Annotated in this window: 29 protein-coding genes and 1 pseudogene; 13 read left to right on the top strand and 17 right to left on the bottom strand. The window is 75.2% G+C overall.

Annotated features, from left to right (window positions below):
* Positions 1–28: 28 nt before the first annotated feature.
* Positions 29–592: a helix-turn-helix domain-containing protein gene (locus DMH08_RS16840; RefSeq protein WP_026403937.1), complete on the top strand. Its 564-nt coding sequence runs from the start codon at positions 29–31 to the stop codon at positions 590–592.
* A 1-nt stretch (position 593) separates the two neighbouring features.
* Here DMH08_RS16840 and dnaN read toward each other — a convergent pair whose 3' ends face one another.
* The 3 genes from dnaN to DMH08_RS16825 all read right to left on the bottom strand — a co-directional run bounded on the left by dnaN (position 594) and on the right by DMH08_RS16825 (position 3,817).
* A complete protein-coding gene (gene dnaN / locus DMH08_RS16835; RefSeq protein ID WP_026403938.1) occupies positions 594–1,724 on the bottom strand; it encodes a DNA polymerase III subunit beta in 1,131 nt (376 codons plus the stop codon).
* Between the two features lie 85 nt (positions 1,725–1,809).
* Positions 1,810–2,325 carry a methylated-DNA--[protein]-cysteine S-methyltransferase gene (locus DMH08_RS16830; protein WP_125615602.1) on the bottom strand — a complete coding sequence of 172 codons (516 nt, stop codon included), beginning with the start codon at positions 2,323–2,325 and terminating at the stop codon, positions 1,810–1,812.
* 10 nt (positions 2,326–2,335) lie between these two features.
* On the bottom strand, positions 2,336–3,817 hold the full coding sequence (locus DMH08_RS16825; RefSeq protein ID WP_125615598.1) for a DNA-3-methyladenine glycosylase 2 family protein: 1,482 nt from the start codon (positions 3,815–3,817) through the stop codon (positions 2,336–2,338).
* 94 nt (positions 3,818–3,911) lie between these two features.
* Here DMH08_RS16825 and DMH08_RS42635 point away from each other — a divergent pair, with 94 nt between their 5' ends.
* From DMH08_RS42635 to DMH08_RS40170, 4 genes are all read left to right on the top strand, one after another.
* The gene (locus tag DMH08_RS42635; protein ID WP_125615595.1) at positions 3,912–4,469 is read left to right on the top strand and encodes a TetR/AcrR family transcriptional regulator; all 558 of its coding nucleotides are present in this window, start codon (positions 3,912–3,914) and stop codon (positions 4,467–4,469) included.
* The gene (locus DMH08_RS16815; protein ID WP_125615592.1) at positions 4,466–5,044 is read left to right on the top strand and encodes a hypothetical protein; all 579 of its coding nucleotides are present in this window, start codon (positions 4,466–4,468) and stop codon (positions 5,042–5,044) included. The genes DMH08_RS42635 and DMH08_RS16815 overlap by 4 nt, the downstream gene beginning before the upstream one ends.
* 102 nt (positions 5,045–5,146) lie before the next feature.
* Positions 5,147–5,710, top strand: coding sequence for a hypothetical protein (locus DMH08_RS16810; protein ID WP_125615589.1), 564 nt, complete (start codon positions 5,147–5,149; stop codon positions 5,708–5,710).
* A gap of 41 nt (positions 5,711–5,751) precedes the next feature.
* A complete protein-coding gene (locus DMH08_RS40170) occupies positions 5,752–6,417 on the top strand; it encodes a hypothetical protein (protein ID WP_158642331.1) in 666 nt (221 codons plus the stop codon).
* Positions 6,418–6,441: 24 nt separating this feature from the next.
* Here DMH08_RS40170 and DMH08_RS16800 read toward each other — a convergent pair whose 3' ends face one another.
* Complete coding sequence (locus DMH08_RS16800) at positions 6,442–7,635, bottom strand: FAD-dependent oxidoreductase (RefSeq protein ID WP_125615586.1); 1,194 nt, start codon at positions 7,633–7,635, stop codon at positions 6,442–6,444.
* Between the two features lie 81 nt (positions 7,636–7,716).
* Here DMH08_RS16800 and DMH08_RS16795 point away from each other — a divergent pair, with 81 nt between their 5' ends.
* The 4 genes from DMH08_RS16795 to DMH08_RS16780 all read left to right on the top strand — a co-directional run bounded on the left by DMH08_RS16795 (position 7,717) and on the right by DMH08_RS16780 (position 10,794).
* Positions 7,717–8,301: a TetR/AcrR family transcriptional regulator gene (locus DMH08_RS16795; protein ID WP_125615583.1), complete on the top strand. Its 585-nt coding sequence runs from the start codon at positions 7,717–7,719 to the stop codon at positions 8,299–8,301.
* 210 nt (positions 8,302–8,511) lie between these two features.
* On the top strand, positions 8,512–9,786 hold the full coding sequence (locus DMH08_RS16790) for an aspartate kinase (RefSeq protein WP_125615580.1): 1,275 nt from the start codon (positions 8,512–8,514) through the stop codon (positions 9,784–9,786).
* Between the two features lie 176 nt (positions 9,787–9,962).
* Positions 9,963–10,433: a helix-turn-helix domain-containing protein gene (locus tag DMH08_RS16785; protein ID WP_199747836.1), complete on the top strand. Its 471-nt coding sequence runs from the start codon at positions 9,963–9,965 to the stop codon at positions 10,431–10,433.
* Entirely contained in the window at positions 10,426–10,794 is a 369-nt protein-coding gene (locus DMH08_RS16780) for a DUF4180 domain-containing protein (protein WP_125615577.1), read from the top strand. Before DMH08_RS16785 ends, DMH08_RS16780 begins: the two co-directional genes overlap by 8 nt.
* A 20-nt stretch (positions 10,795–10,814) precedes the next feature.
* Here DMH08_RS16780 and DMH08_RS16775 read toward each other — a convergent pair whose 3' ends face one another.
* From DMH08_RS16775 to DMH08_RS16755, 7 genes and pseudogenes are all read right to left on the bottom strand, one after another.
* A complete protein-coding gene (locus DMH08_RS16775; protein WP_125615574.1) occupies positions 10,815–11,477 on the bottom strand; it encodes a response regulator in 663 nt (220 codons plus the stop codon).
* The gene (locus tag DMH08_RS16770; RefSeq protein ID WP_125615571.1) at positions 11,474–12,835 is read right to left on the bottom strand and encodes a sensor histidine kinase; all 1,362 of its coding nucleotides are present in this window, start codon (positions 12,833–12,835) and stop codon (positions 11,474–11,476) included. The genes DMH08_RS16775 and DMH08_RS16770 overlap by 4 nt, the downstream gene beginning before the upstream one ends.
* 25 nt (positions 12,836–12,860) lie before the next feature.
* Entirely contained in the window at positions 12,861–13,658 is a 798-nt protein-coding gene (locus tag DMH08_RS16765; RefSeq protein ID WP_125615568.1) for an ABC transporter permease, read from the bottom strand.
* Complete coding sequence (locus DMH08_RS16760) at positions 13,655–14,530, bottom strand: ABC transporter ATP-binding protein (RefSeq protein WP_325052929.1); 876 nt, start codon at positions 14,528–14,530, stop codon at positions 13,655–13,657. The genes DMH08_RS16765 and DMH08_RS16760 overlap by 4 nt, the downstream gene beginning before the upstream one ends.
* A 246-nt stretch (positions 14,531–14,776) precedes the next feature.
* On the bottom strand, positions 14,777–14,917 hold the full coding sequence (locus DMH08_RS40165; RefSeq protein WP_158642330.1) for a hypothetical protein: 141 nt from the start codon (positions 14,915–14,917) through the stop codon (positions 14,777–14,779).
* A 65-nt stretch (positions 14,918–14,982) separates the two neighbouring features.
* Positions 14,983–15,147 (bottom strand): annotated as a pseudogene (locus DMH08_RS42820) (DUF6086 family protein); the annotation flags it as partial.
* A complete protein-coding gene (locus DMH08_RS16755; protein WP_125615563.1) occupies positions 15,144–15,530 on the bottom strand; it encodes a YrdB family protein in 387 nt (128 codons plus the stop codon). The pseudogene DMH08_RS42820 and the gene DMH08_RS16755, both read right to left, overlap by 4 nt.
* A gap of 86 nt (positions 15,531–15,616) precedes the next feature.
* Between DMH08_RS16755 and DMH08_RS16750 the strand changes: the two genes are divergently transcribed.
* A complete protein-coding gene (locus DMH08_RS16750) occupies positions 15,617–16,795 on the top strand; it encodes a methyltransferase (RefSeq protein WP_125615560.1) in 1,179 nt (392 codons plus the stop codon).
* Between the two features lie 36 nt (positions 16,796–16,831).
* On the opposite strand, the gene DMH08_RS16745 is transcribed toward DMH08_RS16750, so the two are convergent.
* Both DMH08_RS16745 and DMH08_RS16740 read right to left on the bottom strand, forming a co-directional pair.
* A complete protein-coding gene (locus tag DMH08_RS16745; protein WP_034519521.1) occupies positions 16,832–17,131 on the bottom strand; it encodes a hypothetical protein in 300 nt (99 codons plus the stop codon).
* Complete coding sequence (locus tag DMH08_RS16740) at positions 17,131–17,772, bottom strand: TetR/AcrR family transcriptional regulator (protein ID WP_125615558.1); 642 nt, start codon at positions 17,770–17,772, stop codon at positions 17,131–17,133. Before DMH08_RS16740 ends, DMH08_RS16745 begins: the two co-directional genes overlap by 1 nt.
* A 132-nt stretch (positions 17,773–17,904) precedes the next feature.
* Between DMH08_RS16740 and DMH08_RS16735 the strand changes: the two genes are divergently transcribed.
* Positions 17,905–18,693, top strand: coding sequence for an SDR family NAD(P)-dependent oxidoreductase (locus DMH08_RS16735; RefSeq protein ID WP_026403955.1), 789 nt, complete (start codon positions 17,905–17,907; stop codon positions 18,691–18,693).
* A 6-nt stretch (positions 18,694–18,699) separates the two neighbouring features.
* On the opposite strand, the gene DMH08_RS16730 is transcribed toward DMH08_RS16735, so the two are convergent.
* Entirely contained in the window at positions 18,700–19,818 is a 1,119-nt protein-coding gene (locus DMH08_RS16730; protein ID WP_125615555.1) for an epoxide hydrolase family protein, read from the bottom strand.
* Positions 19,811–20,200 (bottom strand): nuclear transport factor 2 family protein, encoded by a 390-nt coding sequence (locus DMH08_RS16725; RefSeq protein ID WP_125615552.1) that lies wholly within the window; start codon positions 20,198–20,200, stop codon positions 19,811–19,813. The genes DMH08_RS16730 and DMH08_RS16725 overlap by 8 nt, the downstream gene beginning before the upstream one ends.
* Before the next feature lie 89 nt (positions 20,201–20,289).
* Between DMH08_RS16725 and DMH08_RS16720 the strand changes: the two genes are divergently transcribed.
* Complete coding sequence (locus DMH08_RS16720; protein ID WP_125615548.1) at positions 20,290–20,745, top strand: MarR family winged helix-turn-helix transcriptional regulator; 456 nt, start codon at positions 20,290–20,292, stop codon at positions 20,743–20,745.
* A 37-nt stretch (positions 20,746–20,782) separates the two neighbouring features.
* Positions 20,783–21,286, top strand: coding sequence for a GNAT family N-acetyltransferase (locus tag DMH08_RS16715; RefSeq protein WP_026403958.1), 504 nt, complete (start codon positions 20,783–20,785; stop codon positions 21,284–21,286).
* 73 nt (positions 21,287–21,359) lie between these two features.
* Here DMH08_RS16715 and DMH08_RS16710 read toward each other — a convergent pair whose 3' ends face one another.
* Together DMH08_RS16710 and DMH08_RS16705 are read right to left on the bottom strand one after the other, a co-directional pair.
* Complete coding sequence (locus DMH08_RS16710; RefSeq protein ID WP_026403959.1) at positions 21,360–21,581, bottom strand: helix-turn-helix domain-containing protein; 222 nt, start codon at positions 21,579–21,581, stop codon at positions 21,360–21,362.
* Positions 21,581–22,192, bottom strand: a 612-nt coding sequence (locus tag DMH08_RS16705; RefSeq protein ID WP_148108593.1) for a DUF2975 domain-containing protein, incomplete at its 5' end; no start/stop codon positions are given. The genes DMH08_RS16705 and DMH08_RS16710, both read right to left, overlap by 1 nt.

The following is a 22,192-nucleotide window of genomic DNA, read 5'->3' as shown; positions in this document are numbered from 1 at the left end:
TCCTGGTGTCCGCGTTGAGGAGGAATGCGTGGGCGAACAGGGCGCGATCGGCGAGGCCGTGGCGCGGACGGTCCGGGCGCTGCGGGCCGGGCACGGCTGGAGCCTGGACGAGCTGGCCGGGCGGGCGGGCGTCAGCAAGGGCGTCCTCGTGGGGCTGGAGCAGGGGCGCGGCAACCCGAACCTGGGGACGCTGATCCGCATCTCCGACGCGCTCGGCGTCCCGCTGACCCGGCTGGTGCAGGTCGAGGAGGAGCCGCCGGTGCGGATGTTCCCGCCGGAGCGGCACGTGGTGCTGTGGGAGGGCGCGCACGGCGGGCGCGGCACGCTGCTGGCGGGCAGCGACCCGCGGCCGTCGCTGGAGCTGTGGCGCTGGGAGCTGCGGCCGGGCGAGACCCGGGAGAGCGACCCGCACGTGCCCGGCACCAAGGAGATCGTCTACGTGGAGGACGGCGTGCTGACGCTGGGCGTGGACGGGCGCACCGACCTCGTCGAGGCGGGCGCGGCCGCCGTGTTCGTCGGCGACCGGCCGCACTCGTACGCGAACGCCGGCGACCGGGACGTCCGGTTCGTCCTGGCGGTGCTGGACCTCTAGGTCAGGACGTGAGCCGGACCGGCATCGCGAGGTACCGGAAGCCGGTGTCGCGGTCGGCGGCGTCCTCCTCGTCGGGGATCCCGGTGATCAGCGCGGCCTTCGTCGGGCCCGTGCACTCGACGCGCGTCCACTCGGTGTGGATTCCGGCGAGGGCGTCCAGGAGGTACTGGGGGCTGAACGCGATGTCGATCTCGTCGCCGTCGAGTTCGGCGCCGAGGGCCTCGTTGGCGCGGGCCGAGTCGCCCGCGGCGGCGCGGATCCGCACCTCGCCGGGCGTGAACGCCAGCCGGACGGGCGTGCCCCGGTCGGTGACGAGCGCGGCCCGCTTGATCGCCTCGACGAACGGGGCCGTGCGGACGCGGGCGGTGGACGTCCACTCGCCGGTGAGCCGGGCCCGGTAGTTGATGTACTGGTCGTCGAGGAGGCGGCTGGTCATGGTGCGGCCGGCGCCGGAGATGCCGATGAGGGCCTCGCCGGAGCCGCCGAGGTCGATCGCGACCTCGTCGCCCTGCCGGATGGCCCGGGCGGTGTCGGCGAGGGTGCGGGCCGGGACGACGACGCCCGCGGTGAAGCCCGGGTCGGCGGGCGACCAGGTCAGTTCGCGGGCGGCGATGCGGTACCGGTCGGTGCAGGCGAGCCACATCGTGTCGCCCTCGATGTCGATGCGGGCGCCGGTCAGCATCGGGAGGGTGTCGTCGCGGCCGGCGGCCGGGACGACCTGGGCGACGGCCTCCGCGAACAGGGCGCCGGGCAGGGTGCCGGCGCGGGCGGGCGGCTCGGGGAGGGTGGGGTAGTCCTCGACGGGCATCGTGAGGAGCCCGAACTCGGCGGGCCCGCACCGGACGACGACCTCGGAGCCCTTCGTGGAGACCTCCACGGGCTGGGCGGGGAGGTTCTTGACGATGTCGGACAGCAGCCGGCCCGGGACGAGGACCCGGCCCGGCTCGGCGGTCTCCGCGTCGATCCGGGCGCGCGCCGACACCTCGTAGTCGAACCCGGCGAGGGCGATCCCGTCCTCGCCGGCTTCGATCAGCATCCCCGCGAGGACCGGCACGGCGGGACGGGACGGCAGCGTCCGCGCGGCCCACGCGACGGCCTCGGCGAGCGTGTGCCGGTCGACTCGGAACTCCATCTGACCTGGCCTTTCGATACCGCACGGACCGGACGTCCGGCCCGTGCCCGCACGTTATCCGAGGGCTCCGACAGTTCGTCCGGGCCTAGAAGAGCGCGGGGGCGGCGCCGTGCCGCACGGTGCGTTCGAACTCCAGCAGGTACCGCTTGCGCTCGATGCCCCCGCCGTACCCGGTGAGGTCGCCGTTCGAACCGACGACCCGGTGGCACGGGACGATCACGCTGATCGGGTTCTTGCCGTTGGCGAGGCCGACGGCGCGGGAGGCGGTGGGGCTGCCGATGTCGAGCGCCAGCTCGCCGTAGGTGACGGTCTCCCCGTAGGGGATGTGCCGGAGCGCGTCCCAGACGCGCCGCTGGAACGGGGTGCCGTTCAGTGCGAGCGGCACGTCGAACTCGGTGAGGTCCCCGGCGAAGTAGGCGTCGAGCTGTTCCGCGACTTGCGCGAACGGCTTCTCGTCCGGGTCGTCCGCGGGGAGACCGAACGTGTCCTGGGCGGGGCGGTGCCGCTGGTCCTGCATGTAGAGGCCGGACAGGGCGCCGTCGGTGACCACCGCCGTGAGCGGCCCCACTGCGCTTTCCAAAACCGTGTGCGTTGTCCGCATGGCGATTCTCCTAAGAGGCGGGCAGGTAGTTGATGGCGTGGTCGCCGGTCGCCCACAGGTACTGGACGGCGTAGGCGCGCCACGGTCGCCACGCTTCGGCGCGGCGGGTGAGGGCGGCCGGGGTGTGCGGGAGGCCGAGCATGCGGGCCGCCGTGCGGACGCCGAGGTCGCCGGGGATGAACGCGTCGGGGTCGCCCAGCGCGCGCATGGCGATGGTCTCGATCGTCCACGGTCCGAAACCGGGGAGTGCCGCCAAGCGCGCGCGGGCCGATTCCCAGTCGCTCCCGACGCTCAGGTCGATGGCGTCCTGCGCGAGGGCGTCCACGAGGGCCGCCAGGGTGGCGCGGCGGGACCGGGGGAACGCGAGGGTCTCCGGGTCGAGGCCCGCGAGCGCCTCGGGCGTCGGGAACAGGTGCGTCAGCCCGCCCCCGGCGCCGAGCGGGTCGTCGATCGGCTCCCCGTGGGCGACGACGAGCCGCGCCGCGTGCGTCCGGGCCGCCGCGACCGACACCTGCTGCCCGAGGACGGCCCGGACGGCGAACTCGGGGCCGTCCGCGGCGCGCGGCACCCGCCGCCCCGGCGCCTTGCGGACGAGCGGCGCGAGGGCCGGGTCGGCGCCGAGCTGGTCGTCGACGGCGACCGGGTCGGCGTCGAGGTCGAGCAGCCACCGGCACCGGCTGATCGCGATGGTGAGGTCGCGCAGGTCGGTGAGCGCGAGCGTGCAGGCGACGTACTCGGGGTGCGGGCGCAGCGACGCGACGCCGTGCCCGTGCGGCAGCCGGAGCGCCCGGCGGAACGCGCCGTCCCGCCACTCCTCGACCCCGGGCACCGCCGTCGCCGCCAGGTGCCCGAACAGGTTGTCGGGGCACAGCGGGGCCCGGAACGGCAGCCGGAACGCCAGGGTGCCGGACCCGGCCGGCGGGTGGCCCTTCGCGACCCGGTCGCGCAGCTCGGTGGGCGTGAGCGCGAACACCTCCCGGACGGTGTCGTTGAACGCGCGGATGCTCGCGAACCCGGCGGCGAACGCGACGTCGCCCATCGGCAGCGGCGTCGTCTCGATCAGCAGCCGCGCGGTCTGGGCGCGCTGCGCGCGCGCCAGCGCGAGGGGCCCGGCGCCGAGTTCGGCGTTGAGCTGCCGCTCGATCTGCCGCGTGCTGTAGCCGAGCCTCCGCGCGAGGCCGGGGACGCCCTCGCGGTCGACGGCGCCGTCCGCGATGAGCCGCATGGCGCGGGCGACGACGTCCGCCCGGTGGTTCCACTCGGGCGAGCCGGGGCTGGCGTCCGGGCGGCACCGCTTGCACGCCCGGAACCCGGCCTGCTGCGCCGCCGCCGCGCTCGGGTAGAACCGCATGTTCTCGGGCTTCGGCGGCACGGCCGGGCAGCTCGGCCGGCAGTAGATCCCCGTCGTCAGCACCCCGGTGAAGAACCACCCGTCGAACCGGGCGTCCCTCGATCGGACGGCGCGCACGCACCTCTCCACGTCCTCGTGCATGCTCCCCAGCATCGTCGACGGCCACGGGCGTCCACTAGCGGAAAACCGACATCAGCGTTGCGCGCCGGCTAAACAAGTGTTTAGCATCTTGAACATGTGTTCAGCCGACGATCGCACCGCCCGGGCCGCCATCCGCGACGAGGCCCTGCGCCTCTTCGCCCTCGACGGCCCCGACCGGGTCACCGTCCGCCGGATCGGGGCGGCCGCGGGCGTCTCCGCCGCCCTGGTCATCCACCACTTCGGGTCGAAGGACGCGCTCCGCGAGGCCGTCGACCGGCACGTGGCGGACCTGCTGGAGGAGATCTTCGGCGAGCTCGCCGCCCACCCGGACCCGGCGGACGGCGGCACCGCGCCGCTCGCGGACGCGCTGCTGCGCCGGCTGCCGCCCGGCTCCCCCGTGCCCGCCTACCTCGCGCGGCTGCTGCCCGGCGACGACCCCGCCGGCGCCCGCCTGTTCCGCCTCCTGTTCGAGGCGGCCCGGCGGCACGCGCCGACCGCCGAACGCGCCACGTTCCTCCTGGTCAACGACCTCGCGGTGCTCCTGCTGCGGCACCGGATCGCGGACGTCCTCGGCACCGACCCGCTGTCCCGCGAGGGCCTCGCCCGCTGGACCACCGAGGCCGCGGCCGGCCACGGGGAGGGCCCCGCGTGAAACCCGGCTGGTTCTTCGGCGTCGGCTCGACCCGCGGCGAGCGCGCCCTCGCGCACCTCGCGGGCGCCTTCGGCGTCGCCGCGTCCCTCGGGCTCGGCCTCGACGCCGGCTGGTCGTGGTGGCGGCTCGCCGTCGCCGCGGCGGTCGCGTACGACCTCGCGGGCGGCGTCGTCGCCAACGGCCTCGACTCCGCGAAGCGCTTCTACCACGGGCCCCTGCCGCTGCCGCCCACCCGCGTGAACCGCTTCCTCCACAACGAGATCGGCTTCGCCGCCGCTCACGTTCAGCCGATCATCGTCGGAGCGCTCTTCGGCGCCGCGTGGTGGTGGGGGCCGCTGTGGTACGCGTGGGCCCTCGCCGGGGTCGTCCTCGTCGTCCGCGCGCCCCGCCGCCTCGCCCGTCCGGTCGCGCTGCTGGTCGTCCTCACCGGGGCGATGCTCGCCCCCGCGATCCCCGCACCCGACGGGCTCGCGTGGCTCCCGGTCGTCCTGCTGCTCAAGCTCGTCGTCGCCCACGCCGTCCCCGAGCGGCCCCATGCGGTCGGCGAACTCGGCGCCCCGGACGGCGTCGGATAACGACACGGAGGGCGTCCACGGGCGGAAAAGCGACATCAGCGTCGCGGTGCCCTGGAACAGGGACGGGTGGGACGGCGTCCAAGATCCGACGAAGGGACGGCCTTGCGCGAACTGCAGGAGCACGAGTGGAAAAGGATCGTGGGCGCCGCGGTCGGCGGAGTGGTGCTCATGGTCATGGGCTGGAGCATCTGCGCCGCGCCCGCCCTGACGGCCAAGAGGGCCCTCAACGACGGCGTACAGGGCACCTACACGCTGGAAAGCTGCGAGAGGGACAGCCGGGGAAGGAAGCACTGCCGGCGCTCCTTCCGTGCCGATGACGGCCGCTCATGGGGGACGGTCGTCTCGCCCGACAACGGGCACCAGTCCGGGGGACTCGACGTGGGCGACTCCTTCCCCGCCCGCTACGTGCCGCCGTCGGGCGGCCCGCTGGGCGATCCGGCCATCGCGCGCTCCGACGACACCGGGCGCGCCAACATCACCGAGTTGCTCGTCAGCGCGGGCGGCATGGCCGCGGCCGGCCTGTTCCTGATCGGTTTCGCGCTGCGCCGCGTCCTGATGCGCCCCGACGCGGACGCCTGGGAGACCATCGGCTTCTTCCTGGGCCTGGGCGTCGCCGCGGGCGTCGTCGTGTACGTCGTCTGGTACGTCCTCGGCAGCGGCCTGTGACGCGGCCGGGTCTGACGGACGGCGATGGCACACTCTCGCGCATGGATCAGGATTTCGACGGCATCGTCAACGACCCGGAGGCGGTCGAGCAGCACGCGCGCGCCAACATCGAGGCGCTGCGCAGTGAACTCGAAGCCGCGCTCCGCTCCGCACTCGCGCACATCGGCTGGCGCGGAAACGTCCTGGTCGAGGACGACTTCCGCGCCATGGACGGATCCGCGCGGCGCACCTTCCTGCTCTCCACCTCCACGGAACCGCCCGGCGACGCGGACGGGTGGGAGGAGACGTCGGTCCAGATGCCCGGCGTGCCGCTGGAGGCGGTCCGGGCGGCGCGCGGCGGCGACCGCTGGGCCCCCTGCGAGGACGGGACGAGCACGTCCTGGGACGCGCTGCTGGCCGGGCTCACCGAGGAAGCCGCCAAATGGGAGATGTTCCTCGCGAACATCCTCGCCTTCCTGGACGACGTGGGCGCGCGGGGCGGACCCCGCATCGACCCCGGCGTCCTGTCCGTGGACGTCGACGCCGCGGGCGGCGACGACGTCGAGCCCTACTGGGTGCCCGTCGGCGGCGAACGGTTCACCGTCTTCATGCACGCCGACGTCCTCGGCCGCGACTCCGCCGAGCTCGTGGGCATGGACGCGGACGACCTCCCGTGGGACGAGGCCGTCGACGCGTTCGTCCGGCAGACCGCCGAGCACACCGCCTGACGCGCGCACCGCCCGGCGGGCGCGTCACGGGCGGCGGGCTCCGGTGCGGCGGGCTCCTGCGCGGCGGGCTCCTGCGCGGCGGGCGGCGCCGTCCGCCGCGAGGTAGTCGCTGATGGACGCGAGCCAGCGGGTGTACGCCCAGCTCACGAACCGGTCGGGGAGGAGGCGGGTGAGGGGCGCCGGGTGGGCGTTCGTGGCCTCGGTCGCCGCCACCCGCGCGATCCGGGCCGCCTTGCGGGACCGTCCGCGCTCGTAGCGGCGCAGCGCGGCGGGCACGTCCGCCGGCTCGCCCTCCGCCAGCACCCGGCTCAGCGCCCATGCGTCCTCCAGCGCCTGGTTGGCGCCCTGCGCCTGCGTGGGCGGCATGGTGTGCGCCGCGTCCCCGACCAGCGTGCAGCGCCCCTCGCCCCAGACGTCCGGGACGCGGTGCCGGTGGTGCGGGAAGAACTCGATCTCCTCGTCGGCGACGGACGCGAGCACCTGCGGCACGGGCGCCGCCCAGTGCCCGAACCGGGCGCGCAGGTCGTCCAGGACGGACGGCGGCTCGGGCTCCCCGGGCGTCCAGCGGCGGTCGAACCACCACTGGAGCAGGTCCTCGCCCGCCGGCATCAGCCCGCACACGCCCTCCGGGCCGTTGATCAGCAGGCCGGTGCGGCCCGCCACCACGTCGATCGGCACGCGGCTCAGCCCCTGCCAGGTGGCCCAGCCGCTCGGCTCCGCCGGGTCGCGCCCCCACAGCGTCCGCCGGACGATCGAGCGGGCGCCGTCCGCGCCCACCAGCATGTCGCCGGTCGCGGTCGCGCCGTCGGCGAACTCGGCGCGGACGCCGCCCGCGTCGTGCGCGACGCCCGTGCACGCGCGGCCGAACGCGACCGTCCCGTCCGGCAGTCCGGCCGCGAGGCGTTCGACGAGGCGGCGGCGGGGCAGGGAGATGTTCGGGAGCCCGTAGCGGCGGGCGGCGTGCGCGGTGTCCACGCTGACCAGCGTGCGGCCGGACGCGTCGCGCTGCTCGAGGACGTCGATGGGCGCGCCGACGCCGTCCAGCGACGCGCCGAGCGCGGTGAGGGCGCCGGTGCCGTTGGCCCACAGCGTCAGCGCCGCGCCGGACGTGCGCAGCGCCGGTCCCCGCTCGTGGACCTCGACGTCGTGTCCCGCGGCGAGCAGGCCGCGCGCCGCCGCGAGACCGCCGACGCCCGCTCCGATGACCAGCACCTTCATCCGGACCCCTAATCACTAGGATCGTTGTACTACGCTAACCGTAACACTACGATCGTTGTGACGGCGGGTAGGGTGCGGGGCGTGGCGCCACAGAACACGGAGCGGCGGCGCGCGCTGGCCGACGCGGCGATCGACGTCCTCGGCCGCGACGGCGTGCACGGGCTCAGCCATCGCGCGGTCGACGAGCGGGCCGGCGTCCCCGCCGGGACCGCCTCGAACTACTTCCGCAGCCGCGACGCGCTGCTCGCCGCCGCGGCGGCCCGCGTCGCCGAACTCCACTTCGCCGGAATGGACGCCGCCGCGGCGCACGAGGGCCCGCCGGTCCCGCCCTCGCGGATCGCGGAGATGATCGGGATGTCGCTGTTCGCGGCCGCGACCGAGCACCGCGTCCGGTACCTGGCGGTGTGCGAGCTCAGCCTGGAGGCCACCCGGCGGCCCTCGCTCCGCGAGACGATCGCGGGGATGGAGGAGGCGTCCGTCCGGTTCACCCTCGGGCACCACCGCGCCCTCGGGCTCGACACGCCGGAGGCCGCCGTCCGGACGCTGATGCTGCTGTACGCCAACGCCCTGTTCGGCCTGCTCACCGGCCCGCCGGAGCGGGTCACCCCCGAGAACGCCGTCGCGCTCGCGACGGCCATGGTCACCGGCGCCCTGGGCCGCACCTGACCCGCCCGGCCGCCCCGGGCGGCTACGCACCCGGGGCGGGCGCGGCACGCGCGCACGGCCGAACTCGCGAAGGCGCCACGGGCCGGTTGTACGGCTTCGTCCCGGGCCGGGTGACCGGTCCATGAATTACCTGGACGTAGGCATAGCGGATGACCTCGGTAGACTGGACGGCTGGTACGCCTGACCCCGAACCGAGGAGCGCCCAAAACCGTGGCTCTTATCGTGCAGAAGTACGGTGGCTCCTCCGTCGCCGACGCCGAGTGCGTCAAGCGGGTCGCCCAGCGCATCGTCGCGACGAAGAAGGCGGGCAACGACGTCGTTGTCGTCGTCTCCGCCATGGGCGACACGACGGATGATCTCATCGACAAGGCCGAGCAGGTCAGCCCCCTGCCCCCGGCACGCGAACTGGACATGCTGCTCACCGCCGGCGAGCGCATCTCCATGGCGCTGCTGGCGATGGCCATCGCGAACCTGGGCCACGAGGCCCGGTCCTTCACCGGCTCCCAGGCGGGGGTCATCACCGACGGCTCCCACGGCAAAGCCAAGATCATCGACGTGACCCCGGGGCGCATAAGGACCGCGCTGGACGAGGGCTCGATCTGCATCGTCGCCGGCTTCCAGGGCGTCTCGCAGGGCACCAAGGACATCACCACCCTCGGCCGCGGCGGGTCCGACACCACCGCGGTGGCGCTGGCGGCGGCCCTCAGCGCCGACGTCTGCGAGATCTACTCCGACGTCGACGGCGTCTTCACCGCCGACCCGCGCATCGTGCCGGCCGCGCGGAAGGTCCCGAAGATCTCCTACGAGGAGATGCTGGAAATGGCGGCGAGCGGGGCGAAGATCCTGCATCTGCGCTGCGTGGAGTACGCGCGCCGCTACAACATCCCGATCCACGTGCGGTCCTCGTTCAGCCAGAAGGAAGGCACGTGGGTCGTCGACAGCAGCGAACTCGAAGGACAGGACATGGAGCAGGCGATCATCTCCGGCGTCGCGCACGACCGCAGCGAGGCCAAGATCACCGTGGTGGGCGTGCCCGACAAGGTCGGTGAGGCCGCCACGATCTTCACGGTGCTGTCCGACGCCGAGATCAACATCGACATGATCGTGCAGAACGTGTCGGCCGCGTCCACCGGGCGCACCGACATCTCGTTCACGCTGCCGGCCACGGACGGGCAGGCCGCGCTGTCGGCGCTCAACAAGGTCAAGGAGCGCATCGGCTTCGAGTCGCTGCGCTACGACGACCGCATCGGCAAGGTGTCGCTGATCGGCGCCGGGATGCGCTCGCACCCGGGCGTCACCGCCAAGCTGTTCGCCGCCATCGCCGACGCGGGCGTGAACATCGAGATGATCTCCACGTCGGAGATCCGGATCTCCGTGGTCGTCGCGCAGGACGACCTCGACACCGCGGTCGCCGCCGCCCACCGCGCGTTCGACCTCGACTCCGAGCAGGTCGAGGCCGTCGTCTACGGAGGCACCGGCCGCTGACCCGGCCGCGAGCCGCCCGACGGGCCGCACATCCCGGACGTCCGGGATGTGCGGCCCGTCGCCGTATCGGGGCGTGCCCGGTCGCCTCCGGTACGTGGCGTGTTTCCCGTGAAACATCACCCGCTCTAGCGACGCAAACTCACCCATCACTCCCTTTAGGGGTACGATAGGGAGCGATGGCTGAGAAAATGTACTCGGTCGAGGAGGTCGCCGACCTTCTCGGGCTGCACGTGCGGACGGTCCGCGGCTACATCCGCGACGGACGGCTCAACGCCGTGCGCATCGGCAAGCAGTACCGGATCGCGCCCGCCGACCTCGACGCGCTCACCGGCCGCCCCTCCGCCCCCGGCGGCGGAACGGGCGCGGGCGCGTCCGTCGAGGTGTCGAGCATCGTCGAGATCGACGGCGTCGACCGGGCCGCGGCCGACCGGCTCAGCACGCTCGTCCTCGCCGCCGCGAACACCGGCGCGAGCGGCGGGAGCGCCGCGGACCGCCTGCGCGTCCAGGCGGTGCACGACGCGGAGCGGCGGCGCCTGAAGTTCGTCGTCCTCGGCGGCGCGGGCCCGACCGCGGACGTGCTGCGCCTGCTCGAGAGCGTGCTCGACGGCGGCAACGACCTGCTGGGAGCGGAGGAGCGCGATGGCTGACGAGATGGCGGAGCGGGCCGGGACACCGGTGCTGGTGTGCGACCCGGACGGCCCGCCGATCGCCACCGAGGCGGACGCGCTCGACCTGATCGGCGCCGCGTTCCTCGGCGCCGAGGTGGTGGCCGTGCCCGTGCGGCGCCTGGACGAGCGGTTCTTCGCCCTCGGCTCCCGCTTCGCGGGCGAGATCATGCAGAAGTTCGTCAACTACCGGATCCGGCTGGCGATCGTCGGCGACCTCTCCGGGCACCTGGCGACGAGCTCGGCGCTGCGCGCCCTCGTCGCCGAGTCGAACGCGGGCGGCCACGTCTGGTTCGTCCCGGACCTGGACGCCCTGGACGCCCGCCTCCGCGCGTCCGCCTGAACCCGCCGGGCGGGACGGCGTCAGCCGCGGGGCGCGACCAGCCCGATGTCGTAGGCGGTGATGACGGCCTGGATGCGGTCCCGGGCGCCGATCTTGGCGAGGACCTTGCCGACGTGCTTCTTGACGGTGGACTCGGTGAGCGCGAGGCGTTCGGCGATCTCGGCGTTCGTCCGGCCGGTGCCGATCGCGACGAGCACTTCGCGTTCGCGTTCGGTGAGCGTGCGCAGCCGCGGGTCGTCGGCCGGGTCGGCGGGCCGCAGCACCCGGTGGGCGTGGGCGTCGAGCAGGCGGCGCGTGAGGCCGGGGGAGACGACGGCGTCCCCGGTGGCGACGGCGCGGATGCCCGCGATGAGCTCCTCGGGGCGGGCGTCCTTCAGCAGGAAGCCGCTCGCCCCGGCGCGCAGCCCCGCATAGGCGTACTCGTCCAGGTCGAACGTGGTGAGGATGAGCACGCGGGTGCGGCCGCCCGCGGCGACGATCCGGCGGGTGGCCTCGATGCCGTCCATGCCGGGCATCCGGACGTCCATCAGCACGACGTCGGGGCGCAGATCGGCGGCCATCCGGACGGCCTCGGCGCCGTGCCCGGCCTCGCCGACGGCGGTCGTCCCGGACGTCCCCTCCAGCAGCATGCGGAACCCGAGGCGCTGCAGGGGCTGGTCGTCGGCGATGAGGACGGTGGTCACGGGCGGCCCCCCGGTGCCGGCGCGGCGGGTTCGCCGGGCGGGGGCGCGTCGAGCAGCACGTCGACCGTCCAGCCGCCGGCGGCACCGCGCGGGCCGATGGTGACGGATCCGCCGTACAGTGCGGCCCTCCGGCGGATGCCGGCGAGGCCGTGTCCCGGTTCTCCGTCCGGTGCCGGGCGCGCCGGGCGTCCGGGCGGCGGCCCGGTGTCGGTGACGCGCACCCGGACCCGTCCGTCCCGGGCTTCGACGGCGACCTCCGCGCGGGCCTCCGGGCCGGCGTGCTTCAGCGTGTTGGTCAGCGCCTCCTGGACGATGCGGTAGACGGTGAGCTGAAGTCCGTCGCCGAGCGCGGCGAGGTCGCCCGCGGTGCGGCAGGCGGTGCTCAGCCCGGCGGCGCGGACCCGCCCCAGCAGTGCGTCCAGGTCACCGATTCCGGGCTGCGGGACGAGCCGCGGTTCGGGCTCGCGTCCGGGGCCCGTGTCCGCCGGCCGGGCGCCCGGCTCGTCCCGCAGGACGCCCAGCACGCGCCGCAGCTCCACCAGCGCCTGCCGGCCGGTGTCGCCGATGAGCCGCAGCGGCTCGGCGGCGCCGTCGCCCCGGTTCGCGGCGAGGGCGGCGGCCCCGTCCGCGAGGCCGACGATCACCGACAGGTTGTGGCCGACGATGTCGTGCATCTCCCGGGCGATCCGGGCCCGCTCGGCGGCGGCGGTCAGCCGGGCGCGCTGGTCGCGCTCGGTCTCCAGCCGGACGGCCCGGTCCTCCAGCGCGGCGAGGTACAGCCCGCGGATCCGGAAGGTGAGGCCGAGCGCGACCGCGGCGGCCGTCGTGCCCGTCAGCAGGATCAGGAACGGCACCCGGTAGGCGGCGAGGACGAACCAGCCCGACAGCCACACCCCGGTGACGGTGGCGCCCGCCGCCGCGCCGAGCGCGCGCGGGGAACCGCGCAGGGCCAGGCCGTAGAGGGCGACGAGCAGGGCGAAGCCGCCCTGCGCCCAGAGGCCCAGCGAGAACTGGGCCGCGCACCCCGGCGCGACCGCGGCGAAGACGGCCGCCGGGGCTCTGCGGCGCCACCACAGCGGCGAGACGAGCAGGACCGCGAGCACGGCCAGCCCCCCGGGCGGCAGACCGGCGGCCGGCCCGCTCGGGGCGCCTCCGGCGCGGACCAGGTCGGGCACGGCCGCGAGGGCGGCCAGCAGCACCACCGCGGTGTCGAGCCGCCACGGGCGCCGCCGTTCGGCCCGCCGCAGGCGGTGCTGCGCGCGGACCAGCCGCTGCAGCGCCGGGTGGCCCGCGGCGGAAGCGGGCCACGGGAGCGGCGCGGTCGCGGCCGTCCCGCCCGGCGTCGCATGCGTGCTCATCGGATCATTGTCGCCGGTCGGCCCGTCAGGCATCGGTGCGGACGAGCCGGACGGCCGCGCCCGCGACGGCCGCCGCCGTCCAGCAGGCGAGGACCGCCGCCCCCGCCCAGGGCCCGAGGAGGTCCGGTGCGGACGGCGCGGCCGTCATGGCGGCGCCCGCGCTGCTCGGCAGGTACGGGCGGACGGCGTCCGGGAGTCCGCCGGGCAGCAGCCCGACCAGCTCGGGGAGGACGAGCAGGGCGGCGACCAGGACGGCGATGGCGCCCGCGCTGTTGCGGACGAGCATGCCCAGCGCCACCGCGATCACGGCCACCAGCGCCAGGTGGGCCCCCGCACCGGCCAGGCGCCGCGGCACGCCGGGGTCCGCGAGCGACAGGGCGTCCGCCTCCGGGGGCAGCGCGAGGCCGCCCAGCAGGAAGGACGCCACCGCGGCGAGCACGGCGACGGCGAGGACGGCCCCGCCGTACACGGCGCACTTCGACCACAGCACGGGCAGCCGCCGCGGCACGGCCGTCAGGGTGGCGCGGATCAGGCCGGTGCCGTACTCGCCCGCGGACCCGAGCGCCCCCAGCACCGCGACGGCCAGGACGGCGAACGGCATCCCGGTCAGCGCGACGGCGACCGCGTCGCGGGAGTCGGGGACGGTGCCGTCCTCCGGCACGGCGGCGGGGTCGAAGCCGGCCGCGTCGATCACCCCGATCGCCGGGAGCGCCGCGGCGGCCGCCGCGAGCGCGATCCGGCCGGAGCGCAGCGTCCCCAGCTTCGACCACTCCGCGCGCAGCACCCGCCGCGCCGTCACGTCGCGGACCGGCACGACCGTCACGCCGCCTCCCCGCTGCCGGCGGGCACGGCCCGGTACTCCACGGCCTCGCGGGTGAGGTCCATGAAGGCGTCCTCCAGGGACGCCTCCCGTTCGGTGAGCCGGTACAGCGGGACCCGGTGGCGGGCGGCGACGGCGCCGATCTCGCGGGCGGTCAGGCCCGTGACGGCCAGTTCCTCCCCCGTGCCGGTGACGGCGACCCCCGGGCCGGCCAGCAGCGAGCGCAGCGCCGCGGGTTCGGTGGTCGCCACCACCGCGCCCCCGCCCCCGGCCCGCCGGACGAACGCGTCGACCGTGGTGTCGGCGAGCAGCCGGCCGCGCCCGACGACCACCAGGCGGTCGGCGGTCCGCGTCATCTCGCCCATCAGGTGGGACGACAGCAGCACCGTGCGGCCCTCGGCCGCCAGCCCGGTCAGCAGCCCGCGCACCCAGCGCACGCCCTCCGGGTCGAGGCCGTTGACCGGCTCGTCCAGCATGACGACGGCCGGGTCGCCCAGCAGGGCCGCCGCGATGCCGAGCCGCTGCCCCATGCCGAGGGAGAACCGCCCGGCGCGGCTTCCGGCCGCGCTCTGCAGCCCGGTCGTCTCGATGACGTCCAGCACCCTGCTGCGCGGGATGCCGTGGGTGTGCGCCAGGGACATCAGGTGGGCGAACGCGGTGCGCCCCGGATGGGCCGACCGCGCGTCCAGCAGGATGCCGATCTCCCGCATCGGGGCGGCGTGCCCGGCGTAGCGCCGGCCGTTGACGGTGGCCGAGCCGCGGGTGGGGGCGTCGAGTCCGGCGATCACGCGCATGGTCGTGGATTTGCCCGCGCCGTTCGGGCCCAGGAACCCGGTCACCTTTCCGGGTTCGGCGGTGAAGCTGAGATCGTCCACCGCCGTCTTCTTTCCGTAGCGCTTCGTCAGACCGCGTACTTCGATCACGACCGCCGTCTCCCGCCGGCCCCGGCGGTTCCGGGGCGGATGCGCCCGACGCTACGGGCGGTTGACCGCCGCGGGCCGGGCCCCCGGTCGACACCTCGGCGCCCCGCGCGGTACCGCGGTACCAGTCCAGGGCGGGACGGCGCATGGCCGGTCGGCTCGGCGAGGGTGCGGTGCAGGAGCGGGAGCCGGTGCCGGCGTTCAGTGCGGCATGGTGCGTTCGAGGTGCCGCGCGCGCTCGGCGAGGTCGCGCGCCTCGGCCGTGCCGAGGGCGGCGACGGCCGGGACGTCGCCGCCGGCCCGGTGGACCAGCGCGAGCGCCGTGACGACGAAGCCGTCCATGAGGTTCGCAGGACGGCGTGGTTCGAGCGGGCGTAGCGGCGGACGAGGGTGTCGGTGAACGCCGTGAACGCTTCGACGTCGACCTGGTACTCGTCCGCCCGCTCCGGGCCGATGCCCGACGGTGCGTCCGCGAGGTCGGCGAGCGTCTCGGCCGTCCTCGCGAACAGCCGGGCGACCGCGGTGGCCGGGTTCCACAGGACGTCGTCGCCGGCCTGGAAGTACTGGCTCACCCCGCGGACGCCTCGCCGCGTGCGGTGCGGAAGCGGGCGTTCCGGTCGAGCGTCGCGAGCACGGTGTTGACCAGGGCGATCGCCGCGAACGCGATGGCGGGCGTGGAATGCCCGACACCGAGGAGGGCGAGGGCCGCGGCGGCGAAGACGGCCGCCTTCACCAGCAGGACGGCGGGCAGCCCGGCGTCGTAGCGGGCCTTCGGGGCGGCGAACAGGCCCCACAGGACGATCGCCGCGGCCGGCGCGGCCGCGCCGAGCGCCAGGCCGGCGGGCAGGCCGCCGCCGGCGTCGAAGCCCCACCAGGCGAGCGCGGCGAACGCGGCCATCTCGACGAGGAAGGCGAGGCCCTCGTTGGCGATGTGCACGGGCCCGGGAAGTCGCATTCGTTGATTGTCGCACTGTTCGTCCTCCACGGGCGGGGCGGAACCGGCCGTACGATCCAAGCGGGATCTCACAGAACGGTCGCGGTATGGGTGCTGGGCAGGGGCAGGCGGACGTGTCGGACGAACCGGCCGTCGGCTGGTTCGAGGACGGTCGGGACCGGCGCGCGCGCTGGCGCTCGGAGACCGCGCCCCCGCCCCGCCGGGTGACGGTCGCCGACGACGGGACGCGCGCGGACGACGCGTACCGGGCGGCGTGCGAGGGCACGGCGCTGCTGTGGCGGGGCGACTTCCAGAACGCCCGGCAGCTCGTGCAGGCCGTCGCGCGCCGGATCGACGCGCCCCCGCGCAAGAGGAAGAAGGCGGAACCGTCCGGTGCGCAGGCGTTCCACCTGTTCCGGCAGGCGCGGGCCCAGCGCGCGCGCACGCTCGGCATGGTGCTGGTACCGGTCGAGGCCGGGCACGTGGTCCCGCTGCGGCGGGCGCCGGACGTCCGGGACGCGTGCACGGAGGCGTACGGGCCGTGCGACGAGCCGTACGTGGTGCCGCTGCGGGAACTGCTCGGGGTGATCGGCGCGCACGAGTGGCGGCGCAAGGGCGTGCCCGTTCCCGCTCTCGGCGGCGACCGGATCCACCCGCACTACGGCGTGTTCTCACCGGTCCGGGGCGAGTACGTCGATCTCGTCGCGCGCGCGCCGATCCCCCCTGGCGTGACGTCGGCGTTCGACATCGGCACCGGCACGGGCGTCCTCGCGGCCGTCCTTGCGCGGCGCGGTGTGGGACGGATCGTGGCCACAGACCTCGATCCGCGCGCGCTTGCGTGTGCCCGGGAGAACGTCGAGCGCCTACAGGTGGACGTCGACGTCGTGCAGGCGGACCTTTACCCGGACGGACGCGCCGGTCTCATCGTCTGCAATCCGCCGTGGCTCCCGGCGAAGCCCGCGGCGCCGCTGGAACGCGCCGTCTACGATCCGGGCGGGCGGATGCTGCGCGGCTTCCTCGACGGGCTCGCCGACCGCCTCGAACCGGACGGCGAGGGCTGGCTGGTCCTGTCCGACCTGGCCGAGCACCTCGGGCTGCGGGCGCGGGGCGACCTGGCGGCCGCGTTCGCCGCCGCGGGCCTGCGGGCGGTCGACCGGCTCGACGCGGCGCCCGTCCATCCGAAGGCGGCCGACGCGGACGATCCGCTGCACGCGGCACGGGCCGCCGAGGTCACGTCCCTGTGGCGCCTGCGGCGCGACTCCGGTGGGCGGTCTCCGGGCCGATGACCCGCAGCGGTACGTCCCGCCCGTGACGGCCGCCGGTCAGGCGCCGCTCGGCTCCTCGGACGCGCCGAAGGGGCCGGGGCCCGCGTGGAGCAGGCCGATGGCGAGGACGCCCGCGGCCGCGGCCCCGAACGTCCAGCCGGGGTGCTCGCCCGGTCCCGCCAGGGCGAGGAGCAGGACGGACGCGACCAGCCCGACCCAGCCGCCGATCAGGTTGGGGATCGGGCCGGTGCCGAACAGGTTCGGGTAGGACTGCCGGGTGATGCCGCGGACGAAGTGCGGGACGCCGTTGCCGCCCATCACTCCGCCGAGGAAGCCGAGCACGATCGCGGACCACATCACTGGTCTCCCTGGGTCGTCGGCCGGTCGGCCGGTGGACCGGGCGCCGGGCGGCCGCCGGTCAGCAGCGGGATCAGGACGGCGTCCACCAGGTGCCGGACGAACGCGTCGTCGAGCGGCTCGCCGGTGACGAACAGCCGGGAGAACAGCATCGCCGAGCTGATCTCCACGAAGAGTGCGGTGTCGACGTCCCCGGCGAGGTCGCCGCGCCGCACGGCCCGCTCGACGACCGCCCCGAACGCGGCCCGCTTGTCGTCGACGAGCCGGCCGCGGACGAGCGCGGCGAGCCCGGCGTCGCGGTGCATGGCGGTCATCAGCCCGAGGATCAGCGCGGCGTCCTGGGCTTCCAGGTTCGCGCGCATCAGCTCCAGCACGGCGACGAGGTCGCCGCGCAGCGACCCGGTGTCGGACGGGACGAGCGGGTCGCCGTCCCCGCCGGGTCCCCCGTCGCCGCCGTGGGCGCGGACCGCGTCGACGACGAGTTCGGCTTTGCCGGGCCAGCGCCGGTAGAGCGTCGCCTTGCTGGCCTGCGCGCGCGCCGCGACCGCCTCCATGGTGAGCCGGTCGTAGCCGACCTCGGCGAGCAGGCCGAGGGCCGCCGCCAGGATCGCGCCGGTGCGCACGTCGCCGCGGGGTGCCATCGCCGTCCTTTCGAAACGCTACCGTTTCGAAACGATAAGGGCCCACCCAAGTGAACGCAAGCGTTTCGATACACCGCCGCCGGCGGGGCCCGCACCTGGCGGCACGGCCCACCCGGCACGCACGATGGGACCATGCGTCCCATCAACGAGCAGACGATCCTCATCACCGGTGCCACCGACGGGCTCGGCCGCGCCCTCGCCGCCGGACTCGCGGCCGAGGGCGCGCACGTCCTGGTGCACGGCCGCAGCGACGCCCGCGGCGAGGCGACGCTGAAGGAGATCGGCGGCCGCGCGTCGTGGTACCGGGCCGACCTGTCGTCCCTCGCCGAGACCCGCGCGCTCGCCGAAGCCGTCCGCGCCGACCACCCGCGCCTGGACGTCCTGGTCAACAACGCGGGCATCGGCGGGCCCGCCGCCCGGGAGGAGAGCGCGGACGGGCACGAGCTGGCGTTCGCGGTGAACTACCTGTCCGGATACCTGCTGACCCGGCTGCTGCTGCCCGTGCTGATCTCCTCGGCGCCCGCCCGCGTCGTGAACGTCAGCAGCCTCGGGCAGCAGGCCGTCGACTTCGGCGACGTGATGCTCACCCGCGGCTACACCCCGGTCCGCGCCTACTGCCAGAGCAAGCTCGCCCAGATCCTGTTCACCGTCGACCTGGCCGCCGAGCTGGACGGGACGGGCGTCACCGCGAACGCCCTGCACCCCGCCACGTACATGCCGACGAAGATGGTCTCGTCCCCGATCAGCACGCTGGAGGAGGGCGTCCGCGCCACGCACCGGCTCGTCACCGACCCGGCCCTCGACGGCGTGTCGGGCCGCTTCTTCGACGGGCTCGACGAGGCGCGGCCCGACGCCCAGGCCCGCGACGCCGACGCCCGCGCCCGCCTGCGCGCCCTCTCCGACGCGCTCACCGCGCCATGACCGGGCTCAGCGGACGAGCCGGAAGAACGCCCGGACGTCCGCGGTGAGCAGCTCGGGGACCTCCAGCGCCGGCAGGTGCCCGCCCCGGTCGAACTCCGTCCAGTGCACGACGTCGTGGTACGCCTCGGCGAGCCGCCGGACCGGACGGACGAGGTCGTGCGGCGACACGGCGACGCCGAGCGGCACCGGGCACGCGGGCAGCCCGCCCCGGCTGCCCGCGGCCTCGTGGTGCAGCCGCGACGACGACCCGGCCGTCCCGGTGAGCCAGTACAGCGTCACGGTCGTGAGCAGCCGGTCGTCATCGACACCGATCGCGGGGTCCGTCCAGGCGGTGACCCTGTCGGCGATCCACGCGAGCTGGCCCGCGGGGGAGTCGGCGAGGGAGTACGCGATCGTCTGCGGGCGCGTGGACTGCATCACCCAGTACCCGGCCGGGGCGGACACGTACTCCTTCTGCCGGGCGAGCCGCTCCAGGTCGTCCTGCGTGAGGCCCTCGGTGTCCCCTGGCGGGGACGGCAGGTAGTTCGTGTGCACGCCCACCACTCGGTCTTGGGCGATACCTGCCAACCCGAGCGAGACCGGCCAACCCCAGTCGCCGCCCTGCACGCCGTACCGGCGGTACCCAAGACGGTCCATCAGCTCGGCCCAAGCGCGCGCTATGCGGGCCACGTTCCATCCGGTGTCGCGCGTCGGCCCGGACAGCGTGAACCCCGGCAGGGACGGGACGACCACGTGGAACGCGTCGGCCGGATCGCCGCCGTGCGCGCGCGGGTCGGTGAGCGGCCCGAGCATGTCGAGGAAGTCGGCGGACGCGCTCGGCCACCCGTGCGTGACGATCAGCGGCAGCGCGTCCGGCTCGGGGGAGCGGACGTGGAAGAAGTGCACGTCCGCGCCGTCGATCTCGGTCGTGAACTGCGGGAACTTGTTGATCCGCGCCTCCTGCGCCCGCCAGTCGAAGCCGGTGCGCCAGTGGTCGACGAGTTCCTTCATGCGGGCCCGCGGGACGCCGCGCTCCCAGCCGGAGCCCGGCGGCTCGTCCGGCCACCGGACGCGGTCCAGCCGGGCCGCGAGGTCGTCGAGGTCGCGCTGCGGGACGTCCAGCGTGTACGGGGTGATCTCAGACATTCGCCGCCTCCCAGATCGGGTCCGCCTGGACCCGGGTGATGCGCCAGCCGTCCGCCGTCCGGACGGCCCGCAGGTCGTAGCGCTCGCCGAGCAGGCGCGGGCCGTCCGCGCCCGCGAAGACGGCCAGCAGGTTCGCCGTCACCCGCACCCGGTCGCTGTCCGGTTCGAACCGGTGGTCGGTGATGAAGTGCTGGGTCGGCACGGTGTGGTTCCGGCGCGCCTGCCGGACGAGCGCGTCCCGTCCCCGCGCGGCGCCGCCGGCGGTGTGCGCCTCGGCGTCCGCGGTGAAGAAGCGCGCGGGGTCGTCGAAGGTCGCGCCGTCCAGCCAGCGCCCCAGCCGGGTGACCAGGTCGGTGAGTTCGATGCGGTCGTGGGCGTCCACGGACGCTCCTTTCGTTGGTTACTCCAACGTTGGCGACGCCAACGATAACCGATCGTTGGTGCTGCCAACAACCTTGTAGGCTGGCCCGCGTGAACACCGCCGACTCCGGGCCGCTCGACCGCCTCCACCGCCTGCCGAGCTGGCTGATCGCCCAGGCGTCCGCGCACAGCCACCGCCTGGTGACCGACGCCTTCGCCGCCGTCGGCGCCCGCGGGTACCACTACCGGCTGCTCGCCGCCCTCGATCAGTTCGGCCCCGCGAGCCAGGCCGAACTCGGCCGCAGCACCGGCATCGACCGCAGCGACGTCGTCGCCGCCCTCAACGAACTCGCCGCCGACCGGTGCGTCGACCGCGCCCCCGACCCCGCCGACCGGCGCCGCAACATCGTCACCCTCACCCCGGACGGCGCCCGCCGCCTGCGGCGGCTTGACACCGTCATCGCCGGCGTCCAGGACGATCTGCTCGCCCCGCTGCCCCCCGCCGACCGCGACCGGCTCGTCGACCTGCTCGCCCGCCTCACCGACCACCACGCGCCGCCCGGCTGACCTCCGCCGGTCGATCGCCCCCCACGAGGAGCCGCCCATGCCCATCCGCTTCGTCGAACTGCCCGCAGCCGCGCTGCGCGCGCTCGCCGACGGCGACCTCGACCGCGCCTCCGCCGCCGCCGGCGTCGCGCTCACCGACTACTTCCGGACCGACGACGCCAAGGGCCTCTGGCGCCGCCGCCTCGACCAGCTCGCCCGCGACCCGGCCGACGCGCCCTGGATCGCCCGCGCCGCCGTCGCCGAACCGGACGGCGTCGTCGTCGGGCACGCGGGCTACCACGCCGCCCCCGACGGGACCGGCACCGTCGAGATCGCCTACGCCGTCGACCCCGCGCACCGCCGCCGCGGCCACGCGCGGGCGATGCTCGCCGCGCTCCTCGACCGGGCCGCCGCCGAGCCGTCCGTCCGGACGGTCCGCGCGTCGATCAGCCCGGACAACGCGGGCTCGCTCGCGACCATCGCCGGGCAGGGCTTCGTCCACGTCGGCGAGCAGTGGGACGAGGAGGACGGCCGGGAACTGCTCTTCGAACGCCCCGCCTGACCGCGCACCGCGACGCCGCCGCCCGCCGCGCCGTCATCGGCGTGGCGGGCGGCGGCGTCCCGGGCCGCCGGCCTCAGCCGTCGAACCTGAGCAGGTCCCCCGGCTGGCAGTCCAGCTCCCGGCAGATCGCGCTCAGCGTCGAGAACCGGATCGCCTTCGCGCGGTCGTTCTTCAGCACCGACAGGTTCACGACCGTCACGCCCACCCGTTCGGCGAGCTGCGCCAGCGTCATCCCCCGCTCCTTCAGGAGCGCGTCGAGGTGCACCGTGATCTGGTGCGCGTCCTCCGACGGCATCAGACGAGGCCCTCGGTGTCGGCGCGCAGCCGGGTGCCGTGCCGGAACGCGCCCGCCACCGCGAACAGCAGGATCGCCACCAGCACCCACAGCCCGGACGGCTCGTAGCCGGTCCGCGCGGCTTCCTCGGCCCACGTCCCGTCCACCAGCGCGCCCGCGGTGAGCCCGGCCACCAGCGGGACGAGCGTGCCGGTGAGCAGGACGGCCACCGCGATCGCCGTCAGCCGCCGCGCGTTCTCCGGGGCGAACGCGTCGCCGTCGTGGAAGGTGCGCACCATCCGCAGGAGCCGCTCGAGGATCACGACGAACAGGATCGCACCGGTCACCCCCGGGAGCACGATCAGGACACGCTCCCACAGTCCCGGGTCGGCGAAGACCAGCTCCGCCTCGTGCAGCCCCCGCAGCTCGACGCCGTCCCCGGCGACCGCTCCCCCGACGCCCTCCGCGCCGTCCAGCCCGACCGTCCGGGAGTCGACCCCCGGGAGCGGCCCGATCACCCGCAGGACCGGGACCACCACCCCGAACAGCCCCACCAGCAGCAGCACCAGCGCCACCACCCCCTCGAGCGCCCGCCCGTCGACCCGTCTCCACCACGCCACAGCGTCCATCCC

Origin of the sequence: Actinomadura sp. WAC 06369 (assembly GCF_003947565.1) — a bacterium.
In the GTDB taxonomy this organism is placed as follows: Bacteria; Actinomycetota; Actinomycetes; order Streptosporangiales; family Streptosporangiaceae; genus Spirillospora; species Spirillospora rifamycini.
The sequence above is the reverse complement of the archived record's forward strand: the minus strand, read 5'-3'. Positions and strand labels throughout refer to the sequence as shown.